This is a genomic window from Paenibacillus sp. JNU01 (genome assembly GCF_059130585.1).
In genome coordinates, this window is the sequence record NZ_CP169723.1 from 4919282 (window position 1) to 4940224 (window position 20943).

The 20943-nt window shown below is 45.6% G+C and carries 15 protein-coding genes; 13 read left to right on the forward strand and 2 right to left on the reverse strand.

Annotation, left to right across the window (positions count from 1 at the left end):
* Positions 1-31 precede the first annotated feature (31 nt).
* Positions 32-979: a helix-turn-helix domain-containing protein gene (locus NLBNIHML_RS21500; protein WP_339258869.1), complete on the reverse strand. Its 948-nt coding sequence runs from the start codon at positions 977-979 to the stop codon at positions 32-34.
* A 169-nt stretch (positions 980-1148) separates the two neighbouring features.
* Between NLBNIHML_RS21500 and NLBNIHML_RS21505 the strand changes: the two genes are divergently transcribed.
* The 9 genes from NLBNIHML_RS21505 (at position 1149) to NLBNIHML_RS21545 (ending at position 14463) form a co-directional block, all read left to right on the forward strand.
* A complete protein-coding gene (locus NLBNIHML_RS21505; protein WP_339304091.1) occupies positions 1149-2168 on the forward strand; it encodes a glycoside hydrolase family 88/105 protein in 1020 nt (339 codons plus the stop codon).
* Positions 2169-2181: 13 nt separating this feature from the next.
* A complete protein-coding gene (gene gnpA / locus NLBNIHML_RS21510) occupies positions 2182-4362 on the forward strand; it encodes a 1,3-beta-galactosyl-N-acetylhexosamine phosphorylase (RefSeq protein WP_494352706.1) in 2181 nt (726 codons plus the stop codon).
* A 213-nt stretch (positions 4363-4575) separates the two neighbouring features.
* Positions 4576-5424 (forward strand): GNAT family N-acetyltransferase, encoded by an 849-nt coding sequence (locus tag NLBNIHML_RS21515; RefSeq protein WP_494352707.1) that lies wholly within the window; start codon positions 4576-4578, stop codon positions 5422-5424.
* Between the two features lie 195 nt (positions 5425-5619).
* A complete protein-coding gene (locus NLBNIHML_RS21520; protein ID WP_494352708.1) occupies positions 5620-7422 on the forward strand; it encodes a cache domain-containing sensor histidine kinase in 1803 nt (600 codons plus the stop codon).
* 11 nt (positions 7423-7433) lie between these two features.
* On the forward strand, positions 7434-9026 hold the full coding sequence (locus NLBNIHML_RS21525) for a response regulator (RefSeq protein ID WP_339239574.1): 1593 nt from the start codon (positions 7434-7436) through the stop codon (positions 9024-9026).
* A 158-nt stretch (positions 9027-9184) separates the two neighbouring features.
* Positions 9185-10858 (forward strand): extracellular solute-binding protein, encoded by a 1674-nt coding sequence (locus NLBNIHML_RS21530; RefSeq protein ID WP_339239576.1) that lies wholly within the window; start codon positions 9185-9187, stop codon positions 10856-10858.
* 138 nt (positions 10859-10996) lie between these two features.
* Positions 10997-11971 carry an ABC transporter permease gene (locus NLBNIHML_RS21535; protein ID WP_249913521.1) on the forward strand — a complete coding sequence of 325 codons (975 nt, stop codon included), beginning with the start codon at positions 10997-10999 and terminating at the stop codon, positions 11969-11971.
* 15 nt (positions 11972-11986) lie between these two features.
* Positions 11987-12886: a carbohydrate ABC transporter permease gene (locus NLBNIHML_RS21540; RefSeq protein WP_339239579.1), complete on the forward strand. Its 900-nt coding sequence runs from the start codon at positions 11987-11989 to the stop codon at positions 12884-12886.
* The gene (locus tag NLBNIHML_RS21545) at positions 12883-14463 is read left to right on the forward strand and encodes a glycoside hydrolase family 43 protein (RefSeq protein ID WP_494352709.1); all 1581 of its coding nucleotides are present in this window, start codon (positions 12883-12885) and stop codon (positions 14461-14463) included. The genes NLBNIHML_RS21540 and NLBNIHML_RS21545 overlap by 4 nt, the downstream gene beginning before the upstream one ends.
* A gap of 114 nt (positions 14464-14577) precedes the next feature.
* On the opposite strand, the gene NLBNIHML_RS21550 is transcribed toward NLBNIHML_RS21545, so the two are convergent.
* Entirely contained in the window at positions 14578-15522 is a 945-nt protein-coding gene (locus NLBNIHML_RS21550) for an alpha/beta hydrolase fold domain-containing protein (protein ID WP_494352710.1), read from the reverse strand.
* A 197-nt stretch (positions 15523-15719) separates the two neighbouring features.
* Here NLBNIHML_RS21550 and NLBNIHML_RS21555 point away from each other — a divergent pair, with 197 nt between their 5' ends.
* The 4 genes from NLBNIHML_RS21555 (at position 15720) to NLBNIHML_RS21570 (ending at position 20838) form a co-directional block, all read left to right on the forward strand.
* Positions 15720-16049 carry an ArsR/SmtB family transcription factor gene (locus NLBNIHML_RS21555; protein WP_494352711.1) on the forward strand — a complete coding sequence of 110 codons (330 nt, stop codon included), beginning with the start codon at positions 15720-15722 and terminating at the stop codon, positions 16047-16049.
* A 166-nt stretch (positions 16050-16215) separates the two neighbouring features.
* Positions 16216-17991 carry a SulP family inorganic anion transporter gene (locus NLBNIHML_RS21560; protein ID WP_494352712.1) on the forward strand — a complete coding sequence of 592 codons (1776 nt, stop codon included), beginning with the start codon at positions 16216-16218 and terminating at the stop codon, positions 17989-17991.
* A 232-nt stretch (positions 17992-18223) separates the two neighbouring features.
* Positions 18224-19813: an RCC1 domain-containing protein gene (locus NLBNIHML_RS21565; RefSeq protein WP_342571862.1), complete on the forward strand. Its 1590-nt coding sequence runs from the start codon at positions 18224-18226 to the stop codon at positions 19811-19813.
* A 29-nt stretch (positions 19814-19842) separates the two neighbouring features.
* On the forward strand, positions 19843-20838 hold the full coding sequence (locus NLBNIHML_RS21570) for a phosphotransferase (RefSeq protein ID WP_494352713.1): 996 nt from the start codon (positions 19843-19845) through the stop codon (positions 20836-20838).
* The last annotated feature ends 105 nt before the right edge of the window (positions 20839-20943 follow it).

Below are 20943 nucleotides of genomic sequence, written 5' to 3' on the forward strand. Positions count from 1 at the left end.
GGGGGGTGCAATCATATTTCGACAAAATCCTTCATACCCACCCCGTGAATTCCAGTATTGATGCTTTTGCAGACTGTGCTTCTGTATGGGCTGCTTTGCGCCAGGCTTTGGGTGATTGTCCCATCAGTTTGACGAAGCAGCGGTTAAAGCTGGAGATGGATCGGAAGCCGACTTGCTCGGAGATGGACAGGATGGAGGCGTCCGTGCTTTTCAATCGCTTGCATGCCTCTTCAATTCGGGTACTGTTCAGAAAATCAAGCGGTGTGGTTCCCATAATTTCATGGAACTTGCGCCGAAAATGTGTTGTACTCAGATGACACAGATCAGCGAGGTAATCGATGGTCACAGGCATCATATAGTTTTTGGTGATAAACTCCAGCACGGGTGAGATGACCAAGTCTCCTTGGAGGTCTCGTTCCCGTTCCTGATTCTGGGCTGACCAGCTCTCGTTGCTTGCATGAAGTCGAAGCAGTTCGATGTATAGAGACATCAATAAGCCGTACGCGCTCTCCCGATAATAGGGGGACTGCTGCTTAATCTCTTCTACGATTGATGTTGCGAGTGAGTGAATTTTGGGATGCTGCTCCTTATTCAGAATGCAATTGGTTCCCTGAATCGCCCATAGATTCGGTTCAATGTGGTTTTGGGCTGTTTTGAGTGAATGGCGGAAGAGTTCTTCCGGTGAAAAAAAGATATATGCCCACAGGCTGGCGTTATTAGGTGAACTATATGTGGTATGCGGAAGGTAACGGGGAATGAACGTGACGTCGCCTGCCCGAAACGGTACAGATTCGCCCTTAATCTCCATGACCCCCTCATCCGAATAACAGATGCCAATCTCCATGTGGTTATGGAAATGAAGATGCTCACTCTTGATATCGGATATTCTCCAGCGGTCTCCACTGAGTAACAGGACAGGGAAATCAATGGGCAGGCTGTAGTGACGATATTCAATGACAGGTTTCTTCGGTTTGGGCATTGTCGAGGGCTCCTATGTATAAATGATTGAAATTGCGCACTTTTGTTGTGAATATGCTTAGATTGAGACTATTTTACTGCGTACAATGAAATAAGTAAAGCGTTTACAAATGGACGGACACCTCTCAAGGCGCACTTGGGGGTGTGTGCGCAGGGAGAGGGGAATAACAATGCTTCAAGTGAAATATGACAGAGAACAGATTCTTCACGTAATCGAGAATGTTACCAAGAAAACACTGGATATGGATCTAACATGGGATTGGCCCGGCGGTGTGGCCTATTATGGTGTATCCAGAGCCTATCAGACGACAGGCAACCAAGAGATACTGGACAGGCTGGTGAAATGGGCAGACGAATATATCGAGCTGGGTCTGCCAAGTTGGACTGTAAATACATGTGCCATGGGTCATGTGCTCATCACTTTATATGAAGAAACAGGGGATCAGAAGTATTGGGATATTGTTCTCAGCAAGGTTGATTATCTCCAGAACCATGCACTTCGCTTTGGAGACAATGTGCTTCAGCATACAGTATCCGTGTCCAATGATTTTCCGGAACAGGCTTGGGCGGACACCTTGTTTATGGCGGCATTTTTCCTGCTCCGTGTAGGTAGCAAATTAAAGGATGAAGCCATGATTCAGGATGCGCTGAATCAGTATTACTGGCATATCAAGTACCTTCAAGATCCAAGCAGCAGTCTGTGGTATCACGGCTATAACAATATCAACAAGGACCACATGTCCGGATTTTATTGGGGAAGAGCGAACGCTTGGGGCGCCTATACGATGTCTCAAGTGAAGCCGCAACTGAACGACTGGTATCTGTATCCGCAATGTATGGATGTAGAATGTGCTCTTCGCGATCAATTGGCCGCTCTGAAGCTGGTACAGACCGAGAACGGCTTGTGGCGTACGGTGCTGGATGACGTAGAATCGTATGAAGAGGTATCAGCTTCCGCGGGTATTGCAGCGGCAATGATTAATAACGGCAACCCACTGCATACCAAATATGTGCAAAAGGCACTCGAAGGCATCCTGAACAACATTAGCGAAGATGGCCGTGTGCTTGGTGTATCTGGCGGTACAGCAGTGATGAAGGATCGGGATGGATATCGCAATATTCCTAAAGACTGGATTCAAGGCTGGGGTCAGGGCCTGGCACTCGCTTTTCTGTCCGATATGTTGAGATAGGGAGGGAACCCAATTGTCCAAATTAACCAAAGGCTCCTTTACACTGCCGGGAGAATCCGGTTATGAGGCACTTACGCTGGAACTTGCCGATCGCTGGGGTGCTGATGTGATCCGTGATAGTGACGGTACGAAATTGTCCGACGAGATTATTAATGCCGGATATGGCATCTATTCAACCATTTGCATCATTCGGGATCATAATGAGTGGGCATCCCGTAATCTGGATAAGCTGCAGCAATGTTTTCTCATTACGAATCCGAAGGTCGCTGTACAAGATTATGTATCCATCTATCTGATGGAGGATTTTTTTGCTGAACAATTCAGGGTGAATGATTCCAAAGAAGCGTTTAAGTATTGGCAGGTATATGATCGAACGACTGGAGAAGAGGTACCAAGAGCACAATGGAATTATGAAAGGGAATCTGGCAATGTAGTGATTACTGGCGTTGCTCCCTGGCATAAATACACGGTAAGTTTCATGGTCTATCGGATCTGGGAAGAGATCTCCATGTACAATCATACGACGAATAACTGGGATAAAGAGCATCTGATGCAGATTGACCCAATCTATACGGAAACGCAAACCTATCTGCTGGATTGGATGGAAAATTGGTGTCAAAACCATCCGGAAACAACGGTTGTACGTTTTACCTCCTTATTCTATAACTTCGCCTGGATCTGGGGCAGTGATGAACGGAATCGCCATCTGTTCTCGGATTGGGGTTCATACGATTTCACGGTAAGTTCGAGAGCGCTGGATCTGTTTGCTCAGAAATATGGGTACTCACTCTCAGCCGAGGACTTTGTGAACGGTGGTAAGTATCAGGTCACTCATATGCCTGCGAATCAGCGAAAGCTGGATTGGATGGCCTTTATCAATGATTTTGTCATTGAATTCGGCAAGAAATTAATTGATATGGTGCACAAGCATGACAAGCTGGCTTATGTCTTCTATGATGACAGCTGGGTAGGCATGGAGCCTTACAATGATCGCTTTCATGAGTTCGGATTCGACGGCATGATCAAATGTGTATTCTCCGGATATGAGGCGAGAATGTGCTCAGGCGTTCAGGTGGATACCCATGAGATTCGCTTGCATCCCTACTTGTTCCCGGTTGGCCTAGGAGGGCTTCCTACCTTCAAGGAAGGCGGAGATCCTACCCTTGATGCAAAGAAATATTGGATCAATATTCGGCGTGCGCTGCTGCGTGAGTCGATCGACCGGATAGGATTGGGTGGGTATTTGCATCTGGTTGAACCTTATCCTGATTTTGTGGATTACATTGAGAAGATTGCCCATGAATTCAGGGAAATGAAAGAGCTCCATCAGAAGGGAAAACCTTATCAGATCAAGACAAAAGTAGCCGTTCTGCATAGCTGGGGCAAGTTAAGATCGTGGACCTTGTCCGGTCATTTTCACGAAACGCATATGCATGATCTGATTCATGTGAATGAGGCATTAGCCGGGTTGCCTGTTGACGTGCAGTTTATTGATTTTGATGATATTTGTCAGGGCGTATTGAAGGATGTGGATGTTGTCATTAATGCGGGTTCTGCTGGTTCAGCATGGAGCGGTGGAGAGCATTGGAGTGACCACAAGTCTGTGGACTTATTGACCCAATGGGTGTATGAGGGTGGTACCTTTATTGGCATTAACCAGCCTTCGGCAACGGACGGGTACGACAGCTATTTTAGAATGGCCCACGTGCTTGGGGTGGATGAGGATACAGGCGCCAGAGTTGTTCATGGAAAATGGTCGGTTGAGGTTAATGATGAGTATGGTTTGGTGCCTGAGGGGGCCAACATACTTCCGAAAAATAACATTTATCTTACTGATGGATCAGCAGCTGTAATGAGTGAAACGAATGGTCAGATCACGTTGTCCACACATGCTTTTGGAAAAGGAAAAGGGATCTACCTGCCTTCCTTCGAATTCAGCTGGGAAAATACAAGATTACTTCTGAATTTGATTCGATTTGCGGGCAATGAATTCCATGGAACATTGTACATCACGGATAACTTGTATACCGAGTGCGCTTACTATCCTGAAAGTAACATATTGGTTGTGATCAATAATAGCGATCAGGTTCAGTCCACGACGATCCATACAGAGCATGGGAAACAGACCATGGAATTGGAGCCGTATGATACGGTGATCACCAAAATTGGTTTAACCAAATCGGTATCCCCATAGAATAAATAATGATTAAATAGACCGTATCCCTTAACCAGGGAGCGGTCTATTTAGTGATTAGGGCGTGTCTGAAAACTCTCAAGGAAGCAGATTGTATAGTACGGATATTACTGTATCGTGTTAAAACTATTTAGTAGAATATTTAAATAAGGATAGGGATCATGAGCCCTAATATATTATTGTTTTCATCCTTTCAAAGGAGAGAGTCCCCTAATGTACAGTTATAAAATGTTGGACAAGATAAGCACGGAAACACTTCACCAAGCGTTTGTGGATGCGTTCTCCGACTATCAGGTTAAAATGGATCTGCCCTTTTGGAAGTTTCAACAAATGCTCCAACGAAGAGGGTATCACCCCGAAATATCTATGGGAGCCTTTAAAGATGGGAGAATGGTCGGATTTGTTATCAATGGACTTCGAAGCTGGAATGGAAAGGCAACTGCATATGACCTTGGGACAGGCGTTGTACAAGAATGCAGACGGCAGGGCGTTACAAGCCATCTGCTCTTGAATATTCAAAAGCTGCTAAAAGAAAAAAATATAGCGCAATATCTGCTGGAAGTCATCCAATCCAACGAATCTGCAGTTCAGCTCTACAGTAAACAAAACTTCAAAATTCAAAGGGAATTCGCATGTTTCCAGCTGGAAAAAGATAAATTCATACCGAAAACGGCCTGCACAGTGGAATGTGTGGAGAGAATTGATTTGGAGCAGTTTAAGGAATTTTGGGATGTGGAGCCCTCCTGGCAAAATTCAATAGATTCCATCTACGCTGTACCAGAAGCTTTTAGCTATGTAGTTGCACGTCAGGATGACAAAATTGTTGGCTATGGCATTATAGATCAAAAAACAGGTGATATTCCACAGCTTGCAGTGAACCCAAATTACCGGGGCAAAGGTATTGCAAGCAGCATCCTGACAGAGATGGTCAAGCGCATAGAATCGCCAATAATCAGTGTCCTCAATGTGGAATCTCATCTCAAACCGATGGAAGATTTCCTCCTGGTCAAATCAGGTTTTACGTATCATGTTGGCCAGTATGAAATGCTCCTGAAATTATAACGTGATCGTCGTCTCGACGTAGGATCAAATCGGGTTCATACGAAAATATGTGAGGTATTCGTATCTGTCCTGTTGGGCCAGTCGATCGGGAGGTTGAATTATAGGCCTCCCGAATTCCTGGATTGGAGTATCCAATCATTCCCTTACTCGTTATAATAATGTGGATGTCAATGTAAGAGGAGACAACGATAAGACATGAGCCGCAAGACACACTGTAAGCGCATTCAGTTTCTGGATGATTGGAGTCTCAAAACGAAGTTGTACATATTGTTCATTTTTTGTGTGCTGGTTCCGGTCCTGGTCACAAATACCGTGTTTTACCTAAGCATCAAAGGTAACATTGAGGAGAAGGAGCATAGCCGATTCAATGAAATGCAGCAAAGGATCAAGTTCAACCTGCGAAACAGTATAGATAATAGCTTGTATGTGTCCAATTTTCTCTATACCGATGGAACGCTGAACCGGTTCATGGAGTCCAAGTACCGCGATCAGGAAGACTATTACTCTGCCTACTATGATATGCTTAGCAACAACAATCTGGTCAGGTACTATTACAGCTACCAGCAGGTGAACCAAGTTACGTTTTATGTTGGAAATGATACCTTCGTCAATGGAGGAAACTTCATTAAGCTGGATGATGAGGTGAAGAAAAGTGATTGGTATCAAGCGCTTATGAACACAAGCGACCATATCATGATCTATTCGTATTTTGACAAGCAGCAGGCAGAGATGTCGCAAAGTCAGGGAGGACGCAAAGTCAGCATTATTCGCAAGCTGGATTACTTTGGGGAGCAGCAGGTTGAAAAGGTGTTAAAGGTTGATCTGGACTATTCTTTCATCAACAAATCGCTTAAAAATGAGGGAGCGAACGGGAAGGTATATGTCGTTTCGGATGGCAGGGTCATTTTCTCGAACGATTCAAAGATGAATCAGACGCGCCAGCCATTTAATCTGATTGCGAACAGTCCAATTGATCCTGTTCAATCCATGCAATCGATTCCCGTCGTATCCGAGGATTGGCAGATTTTCGTCAGCACGGAGAAATTGGACGTTCTGTCGGAGATTGTTAATTCCAAGCTTAATTTGACGTTGCTGATCATTCTTAATCTGTTGGTGCCCACACTGCTGATCTGGTTGATATCCAGATCACTGGTCATCAGAGTTGATCGGATAGCGAAGCACCTGGATCAAGTGAAGCATGAGAAATTTGAAGTGATATCGGGACCTGTGGGCAAGGACGAGATCGGTAGCCTGACCCATAGTTATAACATGATGGTCATCAAGATCAAGAACTTGATTGAAATTGTGTTTAAGGGTCAAGTGGAGCGGCAAGCCCTCGAGCTCTCCAAGAAGCAGGCGGAGCTGAAAGCCCTTCAAAGTCAGGTGAATCCCCATTTTATGTTCAACACCCTTGAAACGATCCGTATGCGGAGTTTGATCAAGCAAGAGCTTGAGACCTCCGATGTCATTCATAGACTGGCACTGCTGCTGCGTCAGACGATCAATTGGGGCGACGATCTGATTACCATCGCACAAGAAATCAATTTCGTGGAAAGTTATCTGAGTATTCAGCAGTATCGCTTTGGCGAAAAGCTGCAATTTGCAATCAGGATCACTGACGAATCCATTGCTGCGATGATGATACCCAAACTAACCGTTCTCACCTTTGTGGAGAATGCTTGTATCCATGGCATTGAAGGGACAGCAAATGATGGGGTCGTGGAGGTATTATTCGAAATTCGAAGTAATGCGCTCTATATTTCCATTCGAGACACCGGCGTCGGTATGGATCAGGACAAGCTGTCCTCGCTCCGCAAAATGATGCAAGACCCGAGTATGGATCGGATGAGCGAGCTTAGCAGCATTGGCATGATGAATGCATATATTCGGCTACGGATGTATTTTGATGATTTCGTTCAGGTGCACATATTCAGTGAAAAGGGGAAGGGGACAACGATTGGCATTCAAATTCCTCTTATGCTGGCATCCCAAGAATAAGGAGCGAGGATATGATCAACGTGCTGATTGTGGACGATGAGCCATTTATTCGCCAAGGACTTCAATTGTTAATTGATTGGCAGTCTTACGGTTTCCAAATTTGTGGTCAGGCTTCCAATGGCAAGCAGGCATTGGAAGCCATACGCGCTGTGCAGCCGGATCTGGTCATTTCCGACATCAAGATGCCGGAAATGGACGGCATGCAGCTTGCTCAAACCTTGTATGAGCAATATAACGGTGATATCAAGCTGATTCTGCTTAGTGGATTCTATGAGTTTGGATATGCCAAGCAGGCAATTAAATATCAGGTGAATGACTACATTCTCAAGCCTATCGTGAAGACAGAACTGGTACAGGTGCTTGAGGAGTTTAGGGAGGCATTTCACGCACGGACAGAAGAGAAGCGTTATCAGCAAAAAAAGGATCAAATGATTATGGCCCAGCATATGCAGTCAATCTTGCTTGGGGTGGCTGAGGAGGAGGCTGTTACGAGTCTGCAGCCCCACTATCAAGATGCTGGCACAATGCGTTGCATTCTGATTGAGGTGGAAGGCGTTCCAGAACAGGGAATGGATTGGTGCGCTCGGGTTGAGGCATGGGTGGATGAGCCCTTACCGGGGCAAGTTTTGAAGCCGTTTACAGGTGATAAAAATGCGGTTCTGCTCATTGTTACGGATCTGATGGTGAAACGTAAGGCAGCGACCTTGGAGCACTATTTGACCCAACTACATACCGAGTTGAGCCGCGATCAAGGGGCGGTGGTTGCTTGTTATGTCGGGAAGGAAGTACAGGGGTTGGAGGCGCTGCATGAGTCTTATCAATCCTGCGGCATAATGAAAAGCTTACGTTTCTTCACCACGTGTGGGCCCATTTATTATTTCGAGCTTATGGATACGAACTTATTTGTTAATCGGCCTGGTCAATTCGAAAAACAATTGTTTGATGGGCTCGTCAAGTCTATCGAGGAACAGCAGACGGATGAGCTATACAGCCATGCAAAGGCCATTTTTCAATATTTTCTGGATGAGCGAATAGAGCCTGGTATTGTCCGAATCCACCTGCACTATTTGGCATACAATTTGCTGGATCTCGTGAATAACGATACGGTCACTCCAGATTCCGGGCTGATGGAATCGGCTTTTCTGAAGGTGAACTACGCGATGTTATCCATGGAGGAAAACATTGAACATTTATGTGAGTTCTCGCTTATGTGCGCAGAGGAGCTGAAGGAGCAGCAAAAGTCGAAAGGGATGGGCATATTAGCCAAAATCGAGGCCTTCATTCACGAGCATTACAGAGAGAATATCAGCCTGAAGCTACTGGGAGAGCAGTTCTACATGAACAGCGCATATCTGGGACAGATTTTCAAAAAGCATTACTCGATCAGCTTCAGTGATTATTTGAATCAATTGCGAATAGAGGAAGCCGCTCGGCTGTTGCGCAGAACGGATCAAAGAGTATATGAGATTGCAACAATGGTGGGATATCGGGACTCCGATTATTTTATTAGCCGGTTCGAGAAACTCATGGGGGAGACGCCTGCACAATATCGTAAAAGTGCCCATGCTGCGTACTCTATTGATTCAACATCCTGCACTCCTTGACGGAGCGGCGGGATATTTTTTTTCGCAGATACTGGAATTAGTGGGATTCGGTCTATAGTTTATCCCGTTGAGAGGGGCATGGAAGCATGATAATTTTAAGTCAGCCTTTGGAAAGCGCTTTCCAAAAAGCTTCTGTCAATATAATCGATGGAGGGGTCATGATGAAAAAGGATGTTAGAAAAAGAATCAAGTATAGTGCTCTGCTAGCTTTGATACTGGTCATTGCACTCGCTGGATGTACACCGGGATCGTCCTCGAAAGGGGAAACAACAGCAGATGGAAGGGAATTGAAACAATTTTCAGCCTTTTTTGCCGTACCTGGGAAAATTGCGCCTGACGATAATCGGTTGTTAAAAGCTATTGAGGAGAAAACAGGCGTCAGAGTTACGATGGACTGGCTTACGGGCCAAACAGCCAAAGAACGAATTGGTGTGCTCATTGCAGGCGGCGAATATCCCGACTTTATCGATGGGAGTGATGGTACTCAGCAACTGGTAGCGGCAGGGGCGTTAGTACCACTTGAGGATTACATCGATAAATATCCAAACATCAAAAATTACCTGGGTGAAGACTGGAAGAAGATGAAAAATACGACGGATGGACATATCTACTTCATTCCTCAGTTCGGCAATATACAAGAAAAGTCGATGAAAGTAACCCATGATGGAGAAGCGTTCTGGATTCAGAAGGCCGTACTGGAATGGGATAATTATCCGACCATCAAAACACTTGACCAATACTTTGACTTGATTGAACGGTACAAAGCAGCGCATCCGACCGTTGATGGTCAGCCAACCATTGGATTCGAGATTATCTCTTATGACTGGCGTTATTTCGCACTGGAGAACCCTCCGCTCTTCATGGCTGGTTATCCTAACGAAGGCGCAGCCATCGTTGATAAAGAAACGCTGACGGCCAAAAACTATAATACTATTCCCGAAGCGAAAGCATATTTCAAGAAGATCAATGAAGCATATCATCAAGGCCTGGTCGATAACGAAACCTTTACAGCAAACTATGATCAATATATATCCAAAATTTCAACCGGACGTGTGCTGGGCATGGTGGATCAAGGATGGCAGTTCCTTGACGCCGAAGCATCACTCGTGAAGCAAAAATTGTATGACAAAACCTATGTACCGTTGTCCATCACACTCTCCGAGGATGTCAAAGGACGTTATCAGAACAATCCAATCCTTAACGTAAATGGTGGCTTGGCCATTACTAAGAGTTGCGAGGATATCGAAGGGGCACTTCAATATATTAATGATTTGCTGGACCCTGAGATAGAGGTATTGAGAACCTGGGGACAGGAAGGCGTGGATTACCAGGTGGATGACAAAGGCGTGTTCTCCAGAAATGAAGAGCAACGTGCGAATTCCAAAGATCCGGACTGGGTGCTTGCGAATACGGGAAGCCCATTGGTCTATTTCCCGCATCATGAAGGCATGACCGCTGATGGGAAGAATGCTCTTGATCCTAAGGAGCAGCCGGAGGAGTACCTTGCCACATTGAATGACATCGATAAAAAAGTGCTCAAGGCTTATGGATATACGAAGTTTACCGACTTCCTGGAGCCTGCGGAGGAAAATGAACCGTGGTTCCCGATCTATACCTATAATTTCGAACCGAATAAACCGGAGACCATTGCCAGACAGAAGATGGACGATGTTAAACGCAAATGGCTGCCAAAGGTGATTATGACTTCACCAGCCGAATTTGATAAGGCTTGGGAAGAGTATCAAGCCACGCTCAAGGAGAGTGCAGATATTAAAGCGTATGAAGATGCGCTGACGGAAGAAGTTCGCAGACGTATGGAACTGTGGGGATAAAGGCCTGTCACACCGGAAGGCTATGGGGAACCCCGTAGCCTTTCTTACACGCCAGATTCGGGAAGATTGGATAGGAAAGGAATCGATTCATCCAGACTGGGTGATATAGATAAACTCGTCAGCAAGGAGAGAAAAAACATGGCCAAAAAGGAGCTGCAGCCTTCGTTAAAGACCAGCCATATCCCAGCGGGAACAAGCTGGATCGGGTACAACCTGTCCAGAATGAAAAGTCAGCGACAATTAATGTGGATGTCATTTCCGTTTATTGCGTTTATCGCTATTTTTGCGTATGGGCCATTATGGGGCTGGTTGATGGCTTTTCAGAATTATAGACCGGGCATTGGTTTTATGGAGCAGGATTGGGTTGGGCTGGATCATTTTCGAACGTTATTCACGGACCCTACATTTTTACGTGTCATTCGCAATACGCTGGCGATGAGCCTGATCAGTCTGTTTCTGGGATTTGTCGGTTCAATTGGTCTGGCGCTCTTATTGAATGAGCTGCGGATGGTATTGTTCAAACGCGTGGTACAGACGGTCTCTTACCTTCCGCATTTCCTGTCGTGGATCATCGTAACAGGGATCGTTGCGAATGTATTGTCAACGGAAACCGGAATTGTGAATGTACTGCTGACAAAATTGGGTCTGATTGATGCACCGATCAACTTTTTTGCGGAACCCAAATACTTCTGGGGGATTGTGGGTCTGTCCAGCATGTGGAAGGAAATTGGCTGGGGTACGATAATCTATCTGGCGGCCATGGCGTCGATTAATCCGAGCTTATACGAAGCAGCTTCCATTGACGGAGCCGGCCGCTTTCGCAAAATGTTCAATGTCACACTTCCAAGCATCAAACCAACGATCATTATCCTGCTTATCATCAACGTGGGTAACGTACTGAACGCAGGTTTTGAGATTCAATACTTGCTGGGGAACGGACTTGTGCAGGATGTGTCCGAGACAATCGACATTTTTGTTTTGAAATACGGAATTAATCTCGGCAACTACTCACTTGCCACCGCCGCAGGCATTTTCAAAAGTGTGGTCAGTCTCGTGCTCATATTTATCGCCAACGGGATTGCCAAGTCTCTTGGTGAAGAGCGGTTGATATGATAAGGGGGCAGAACTGTGAAGCGATTTCGTAGAAGACGAAGCTTGGGTGATTCAATTTTTTCCATCACAAATGGCATATTTATGTTGCTTGTCATGGTTGTTACGTTATATCCTTTTTTAAACACCATTGCCGTATCTTTCAATAACGGGCTGGATACGATCCGCGGAGGGATCTATCTCTGGCCAAGGGAATGGACACTGCAAAATTATGTCTCCGTATTCCAGAATCCGAATCTGACACAAGCTGCATTTATTTCGGTTGCCCGAACCGTGGTTGGAACGGTTGTGCAACTGTTCTGTACCGCGATGTTGGCCTATGTGCTGAGCCGCAAGGAGTATATGTTTAACAAATTGGTCACGACGCTATTCGTAGTAACGATGTATTTCAGCGGCGGTTTAATTCCAGGATACATGCTGATCAAACAAGTGGGGCTGCTGAACAGCTTCTGGGTATACATTATTCCCGGCTTGATCGGGGTGTTCAACATGATTGTCATTCGTACCTACATTCAGGGACTCTCGGAGGGATTGATAGAATCAGCGAAGATGGATGGAGCTGGAGATTTTCGGATTTTCATGCGCATCGTGCTTCCGCTGTCCAAGCCGGTGTTGGCTACAGTTGCTCTGTTCATTGCTGTAGGTCAGTGGAACTCCTGGTTTGACTCCATGTTGTACACGGCGGGTAATCGGAATTTGACCACTTTGCAGTATGAGCTTATGAAATTATTATCCTCTGCGACCTCACAGGGTGGAACCGTCAACGTGGATTCATACAAAAATGTGACCAACATGGTGACTCCTGTATCCATTCGTGCAGCAATCACGGTTGTGACGGCCATGCCGATCGTTTTACTGTATCCGTTCTTGCAAAAATACTTTGTCACTGGACTCACCATTGGAGGGGTAAAAGAATGAAAAATGCAAATCAAAACGAACAATGCACGTTTAACAATCCGATTATGCCCGGGTTTTATCCAGATCCGTCCGTTTGTCGGGTGGGTGAAGATTTTTATTTGGTGACCTCGACTTTTGCCTATTTTCCTGGGGTTCCGATCTTTCAGAGCCGTGATCTTGCACATTGGAAACAGATTGGCAATGTATTGGATCGCCCTTCACAACTAAATCTTCAGGGAGCAGGGCATTCACAAGGAATATTCGCTCCAACGCTTCGGTATCATGAAGGGACCTTCTATATGATTACAACCAACGTATCACATGGCGGCAATTTTGTTGTAACCGCTACCGATCCGGCTGGGCCATGGTCTGATCCTTATTTTATCGAAGGCGCAGAAGGAATAGACCCTACGATTTTCTTCGATGACGGCAAAGCATATTACCTGGGTACACGTCCTTGTTCCGAGGGAGTTCGTTATAACGGAAACTGGGAAGTTTGGCTGAGGGAGCTTGATCTGACCACCATGAAACTGGTGGGGGACAGTTACGTGCTCTGGCGTGGGGCCATGGTTGATGTTATTTGGCCTGAAGGACCGCATCTGTATAAGATCGACGAATATTACTATTTATTGATTGCAGAGGGCGGCACAGGACCCAACCATGCCGTGACCATTGCGCGTAGCCAAAGCTTAACCGAAGGGTACGTTGGAAATCCCAATAATCCAATCATTACACATCGCCATTTGGGCAAACGATACCCTATTGTTAATGTGGGACATGCCGACTTGGTGCAGGCTGCGAACGGTCAATGGTTCATGGTCATGCTTGCTTCGCGTCCTTACGGTGGGAGCTTCAGCAATCTGGGGCGGGAGACGTTCCTTGCTTCGGTCATTTGGGAGGACGGATGGCCAGTTGTCAATGAAGGGCGCGGCATCCTGGAGGAGCAGGGTACGCTGGATTTAAAACCTGTTCCGGTAGAGCCCCAACTGCGTTTTGACCATTTTGACAGTGATCGTCTGGGCTTGCAGTGGATGTTTTTGCGCAATCCTCAGGAAGACCTGTATTCATTAACCGAGCGAAAAGGATATCTGCGATTGAAGCTGAAACCGCAAACATTGAAGGAAAAAGAGAATTCCAGCTTTGTCTGCCTGCGGCAAAGGCATATGGATTACGTGGCAGCTACAGCAATGGAATTTGTGCCCGGTAATGCAAATGAGACGGCTGGTGTTGTCGTCATTCAGAACGATCAGTATCATGTACGTATTGAGCGTGCACTGGTTGAGAAACAGCAGATGCTGCGTGTGGTGACCTGTATAGATGGTCAGGATACTCACATTGCGCAGGTCGCGCTGGATGATGAAGTATCGCGGGTGTATATCAAATTGGCCGCGACAGGTCAGCAACTAAACTTCTACTACAGCACGGATGGAAGTCAGTATCATCTGGTTGCGGAACAGGTGGATACAAGCAGCCTGAGCACTGAAGTGGCCGGCGGCTTTGTTGGCTGCTGTATCGGAATGTTTAGCAGTAGCAACGGGACTTCATCGGATCAGGTAGCGGATTTTGACTGGTTTGAATATGGTTCCTATGAAAGTTAGTTAGATGACAGAATAACAGCAAGTAAGCTCAATCCGGTGGCGGTAGTCCAGGGATTGAGCTTTTTTTTCTTTTTGTTTAAGCGAAAACTGTGGGGAGTGGGGCCGCGTTACAGTTTATTGTCCAGCTTCATGTGCTGAGTTTTTTATGATGTTAACAATTTTACGCTGAGCATCCCTGGCTTCCGGAATCGGATAGAGGACGAAGACATGATTCATTTTGGGATAAACGTACGTTTGGTGATCGATTTTCTGATCCGTCAGCAGCTTGTCGAGCTTCATATTATCAGGAAACAAACCTTCGTGAGTTCCGATAAAGATGCTGATTCTACCAAGGCCGGCGAAATCTCCGTAGATTGGACTGATTAACGGGTCATTTAGAGGTTTATCAGCTGCCCAGATTCGCCGGATGACATCATATCCTTCCACAGCGAGCATCGGGTCACGGGTCTCGTATTCAAATATGACCGGATTGTCCAGCACCATATCCACACAAGGTGATAACAAGATGATATCTTTGGGCTGCGAGAGATCATGCATTTTCAGATAATGGGCCAAGGCTAGGGATATGTTGCCTCCTGCGGAATCCCCCATAATGGTGAGTTGTGCCGGGTCGTCCACAGAGGCGAGCAAATCCCGATATAGATTGAGCAGTTTCGGATACGTGTGCTGATAGTTAAAATGAGGAACCTTTGGATAGATGGGAGCAACCACCTTGGCATTCAGAGCCTGAGCCATGCGGTCCATGAATTTCCAGTGTAAAGACAGCGGCTGGTGTGTATGCGCCCCGCCATGAATGTAGAGAATGACCCTCTGTTCACGGGAATGCTGATCGTTTAATGTGAATACCTGCATGTCTTCATGGGAGCGTTCTTTGATGGAAGATGACCATTTTGATTTAGCCAAGGTATAGGGTTTAATGTTTTCCAAGCCCATATGATCCAGATGTTTGCGAGTAAGCTCGCGTGTTGAAAAATTCTTTTTGGTATCTAACGTTGCGATATATTTCTCGAATAGAAAACTCGTCAACGAGCGTTTATGATTATGGATATACATATTCATTGAGGAATCACCCTTCCTGATGGAGTTCAGATATAAGATCTGTGAAGAAGAATATAAATAAAGTATAAAGGTTGAAGTGTACTGCAAGGTCAATCTTAATTTTTCCATCGAACCGTTTATGGTTAGAGTAAAGCATGGTATCCGTTCTATGTTATGATATTTGCATCTTCAAAAGTTCGATTGAAGGGGCATAGCGTATGAATCAAAGCATACAACAGTTTAAAGCGGATTTTTTCAAGGCGTTGGCACACCCGATGCGGATTCAGATTCTGGAGCTGCTGAGTGAAGGAGCCAAGAACGTGAATGAACTGCAAAGCATTCTGGGATCGGAAGGCTCTGCTGTTTCACAACAACTGGCTGTACTGCGCAGCAAAAATGTTGTTCAGGGAATCAAAGAAGGCACAACGGTCACCTATTCGCTGCGTGATCCGCTGATTAAGGACTTGCTGGCAGTCACCAAGAAGATTTTTGACAATCATCTGGTTGATGCCATTTCCATGTTGGAAGACATTCGTAAAGAGTCCTGACACAACAAACAAGAGCAACTGGGTGTCATCACCGGAGGTTCTTGTTTTTTGTGTTAGTCTCCTGCCGGAAATGGTGTGCAATCCGATTGACAGGATGTGTGCGGGGGAGTAGTCTTTTGTTTATATTCAAATATTTAAATATATGAAGAAAAGAAGGTTTTTGTACATGAGATGGATGGGGAGATATGCAGGTTACAATGCTGCCGCTTTTCGCAAGGATCTGTTATCGGGACTGATTGTAGGTATTATTGCAATTCCACTCGGTATGGCCTTTGCCATCGCTTCCGGGGTCAAACCGGAGTATGGATTGTATACCACAATAATCGCAGGGATTCTCATTTCCTTGCTGGGTGGGTCCAAGTTCCAGATTGGCGGGCCAACGGGTGCATTCATTCCGATTCTATTCGCCATTGTGATGCAGTATGGATATGAGAATCTGTTGATCGCGGGAATGATGGCTGGTTTGATGCTTGTTCTTATGGGCGTATTCAAGCTTGGGGCATTAATCAAGTTCATTCCCAGGCCGGTGACAATCGGTTTCACGGCAGGAATCGCCGTTATTATTTTTAGCGGACAGATTACGAACTTCCTGGGACTTCGCGGCATCGAGAAGCATGAGGACTTCTGGTCCAATATGAAAGAAATTGGGATGCATATCTCGACAGTTAATATATACAGTGTGCTTACAGCTGGAATCTGTCTGGCTGTTCTTCTGCTTTTGCCCAAGTTTGCACCAAAGGTGCCTGCATCACTAGTGGGGCTGATTCTTTCGACGGTCGTCGCAGCGTTCTTTTTTGAAGGGCAGGTGGCTACGATCGGTTCGTCCTTTGGCGCCATACCTAACGCCTTGCCTCAGTTTCATGTGCCGGAGATCACTTGGGAACGTATCATGAACTTGCTGCAACCTGCTTTTGTCATTGCCATGCTGGGTGGCATTGAATCGTTGCTGTCAGCTGTGGTTGCCGATGGCATGACCGGAAGTCGACATAACAGCAATCGGGAGTTGATTGGGCAGGGGATTGCTAATATGGTGACGCCGCTATTCGGGGGCATTCCTGCAACAGGAGCGATTGCACGTACGGCAACGAATATCAAATCCGGCGCAGTATCGCCATGGTCTGGCGTGATTCACGGTGTAGTGGTACTGCTGGTACTTGTTCTCTTTGCGCCATATGCATCCCACATTCCTCTTGCCAGTATGGCTCCCGTTCTGATGCTGGTGGCTTGGAACATGAGTGAACGGAGATCCTTCATGCATGTCATGAGAACCAAAACGAGCGATTCACTCGTTCTGCTCATTACCTTTTTGCTTACTGTATTTACAAGTTTAACGACGGCTGTAGAGGTGGGGTTGATTCTGGCTGTTGTTTTATTCGTTAAGCGGATGAGTGAGATGTTGAAGGTTGCCAAAGTACTGCCCGATCCCGAGCATAAACATGAGAAAGTCATGGCCCACATGGTTCGGGAAGGACATGACTGTCCGCAGATCAGCTTATATACGATTGAAGGACCTTTATTTTTTGGTGCGGCAGATATGTTCGAGAAGTCGGTCATGGATTCGATTCATCGGCGACCGGGCATTTTGCTGTTGCGCATGGGTAAGGTACCCTTTATGGATACAACAGGCGAAGCTAACCTGGCGAGTTTAATCAAGCATTTTGAACGGTCGGGCGGGATTGTATTGTTATCGGGCATACAGGAGCAGCCACTTGAGATGTTGAAACGAACGGGTCTGTTAGAGCGTTTAAATCCTGCACATCGGTTTGAACATACTGGGGAAGCCATTAATTATGCGTTACAGCATTTGAACGAGGAGAAGTGTAAGGGGTGCAAACATTTTGCCTTTCGTGAATGTGCTGTATTGTCGAGCGCTGGAACCGATCCAGAGCGTATGAACCGGCTGAAGACTGGAAAGCGGGCCAATGCAAGTAACCCTGTATGATCACCAAAAGAGTGCGTGTTAAAATGAACTTTGATTATAAATATAGGCCGTAAGATCGACATTTTGAAAAAAGGTTCCACCCATCAGGCAAATTTCAGACGTGGGAGCAGTGTGCGCTCACGTCTTTTTTTATTTTTCATAAGATTAATTTATAGAGGGTCTAGATATCATTCCAATAAATTCCTATGTACGATATATTAAGAATATATTAATAAAGAAGGAAGGGAATAATGTGTTCTACCGAAAATGGTTCACCGTTTGCCTGACGATTGCGCTAGTGATGTCTTCCCTGGTATTCATTGAACCCACGTATGCTGAGGAAGGGCCGATAGCAAGCTACCGATATACACCGAACGAGGATGGTAGCATTTTTATTGAAGGGGTAGGCTATAATTCCAAAAATGAAAAAGTTAGCTTACGAGTGAGTACAGGAGATTTTGTCATCGTTGGGAAGAAGAAAGAGTATAAGCGCGTTATCTTGTTTGAAACAACGGTGCCAGCGAATAAAAATGGATATTTTGCCGTGACTACTATTCCCATAGATGCTGCACAGGTACAGCGAAATTCCATTACAATATCCTTCTATGATGAACGAGGAAAGGAATCCAGTATCTCCCCGGACTATCCTTTGCCCGTGCCGAAGGTGGATACGAATATTTACTATGTAGATCCTGATCATCTCCCCGAGGGAGAATATGATAAATATAAGGACGACTATACCCCGCAAACAAAGGTGATCATTGATTATTCCCAATATGGAGTAGGCAGCGCTGCACCCGATGTGCATTTTGCAAAACAGATCAAACAAGTGGTTAAACCGATATCAGTAGCAGCAAGTGATACGCATGTTATTGCTCTTACCGCTGACGGTACGTTATATGGTTGGGGAGATAATTTACATAATGAACTTAACAATAGTATTTATCCAGTACTGCCTGTTACGAAAATCAACAAGGTATCTAACGTTAGCCAAGTCGGAGCGGGAGATCGCTTTTCACTGTATTTAACCAAGCAAGGGGAACTGTTTGGCTGGGGTGATCTGAACTATTTAGGCATTCAAACGAAAACTGGAACACCTCAGAAGGTTACTCTTGTACCTGAAGCAATCAAAAAGATGGATGTTTATAGTAACGGGGTTGTGTTGTTAACTCATTCAGGTAATGTGTATCAACTTGGTGGGGCTCCAGGTACAGGTATGAAACTTCTGAAAAATCATTCGAGGAAAATTGGGATTACAGGTGTTATTGATGTAACCATTGGTGATCTGAATCGAGCTTACGCTGTGAAAAAGGATGGTACGGTCTGGTTCTGGGACACGAATATGAAAGAAACCGAAACGATAGCAACACCTATTCAAGGATTCAAGAACATACGGCAGATTTCTTCCTCAGGAGCGAACAATCCGTACCTCATCGCAATTGATCAAAAAGGAAATCTATGGGCTTGGGGTAGCAATTCTTCACGCCAATTGGGCTTCAATGTGACTCAGAAGATGTATAAGCCAATCATGATTAACAGGGGACCCATTCGGATTACGAAAACAGGATATTACTACCCTCAGGAAGATTTGGTGTACAAGTCCATATCTGCTGCGGATAACGGAGCCCTGGTGATTACCGACAAAAATGAGATGCTCTTCATGGGGTATAATGCGGGCACGATCGTATATGCCGATACAAAGGAAGCTCAACGTTCGTACCAGAATGTGACGCTCATTGAAACAAGTAAGAGTAACATGTACTGGGTATCGGGTGGCAAGTTGTGGGTTGCAGGATATCGTAATGAACTGGGTCAGCTCGGTTTCGGTGTTAAGTTGAACTAAATATCATTTCAGAGTGAAGGAGTATACATATGTCCATTCAACCGACTGCTTTACGTTCAGTGCTTAACCCCAGGTATCTGGAGTCTGCATTGAGCAATCAGTATGACCTTGGAACATGGGAAGAATGTTTGTTTTGGCTTAGAGGATTGAATGATACCTACCGGGTTCGCACGTCCAGTGGTATCTATATTCTCCGGATCTACCGCACTGAAATCACGGAGGAAGATGTTCAGTATGAGCTTTCGTTATTGTCTCAACTCAAGAACGTTCTAGGTTCTGCGGAACATACCGATATTGGAGAATATATTCAGAAGAAAGATGATACAGGATATACGGTGCTTGACGCTGCGGAAGGCAAGCGGGTTGCTGTGATGTTTCGGTATATTGAGGGCACGGAGAACAACCTGGAGGATGAGGAGTCTTGTTACGTCTTTGGTCAATCTGCCGCTGAATTGCATAAGGCTATGGATCAGGTGAACGTGGAGCTGCCGCGATATGAGCTTGATTTGAAATTTCTCATCGAGGAACCTTTAGAGCGAATCATCCAGTATATCGGTGAGAACCATGAAGCAGCAGCATTTCTCCATACATTTGCGACAGCGTTAAAAGAACGCATCGTTGCCGCTTCCAGCCAAGACCTGGACTTTGGTCTGTGCCACGGTGATATGCATGGGAATAACAATGCATTTCAACAGGAGAATCAATTCATCCATTATGACTTCGAGTGGGCTGCCAAAAGCTGGCGTGCTTACGATCTGGCTCAAGTGAAAATTCGGAAACGGCAGTCGGGTGATTCAGGGCAGAAACAAAGACTATGGGATGCGTTGATGAAAGGATACCGGTCGGTTCGGAAGTTTACGGATGCAGATGAACAGGCGGTTGATCTCTTTATTATCGCTCGAAGGTTCTGGGTGATGGGTCTGGATGTTGCTTTTATCGAAAGTGATATGGGAGCTCTGGATTATGGCGAGGATTGGCTGAATGATTTTCTGGAAGAGTTCCGAGATACGGGGATTGTATCATAGCGAAGATGAATATTATTTAAGATGTATGCATGAATGCTTTAAAACCCTTCCGAGTGAACTTGAACTCGGGAGGGTCTTTTTTAACTCATATTCAAGGCAACCTGG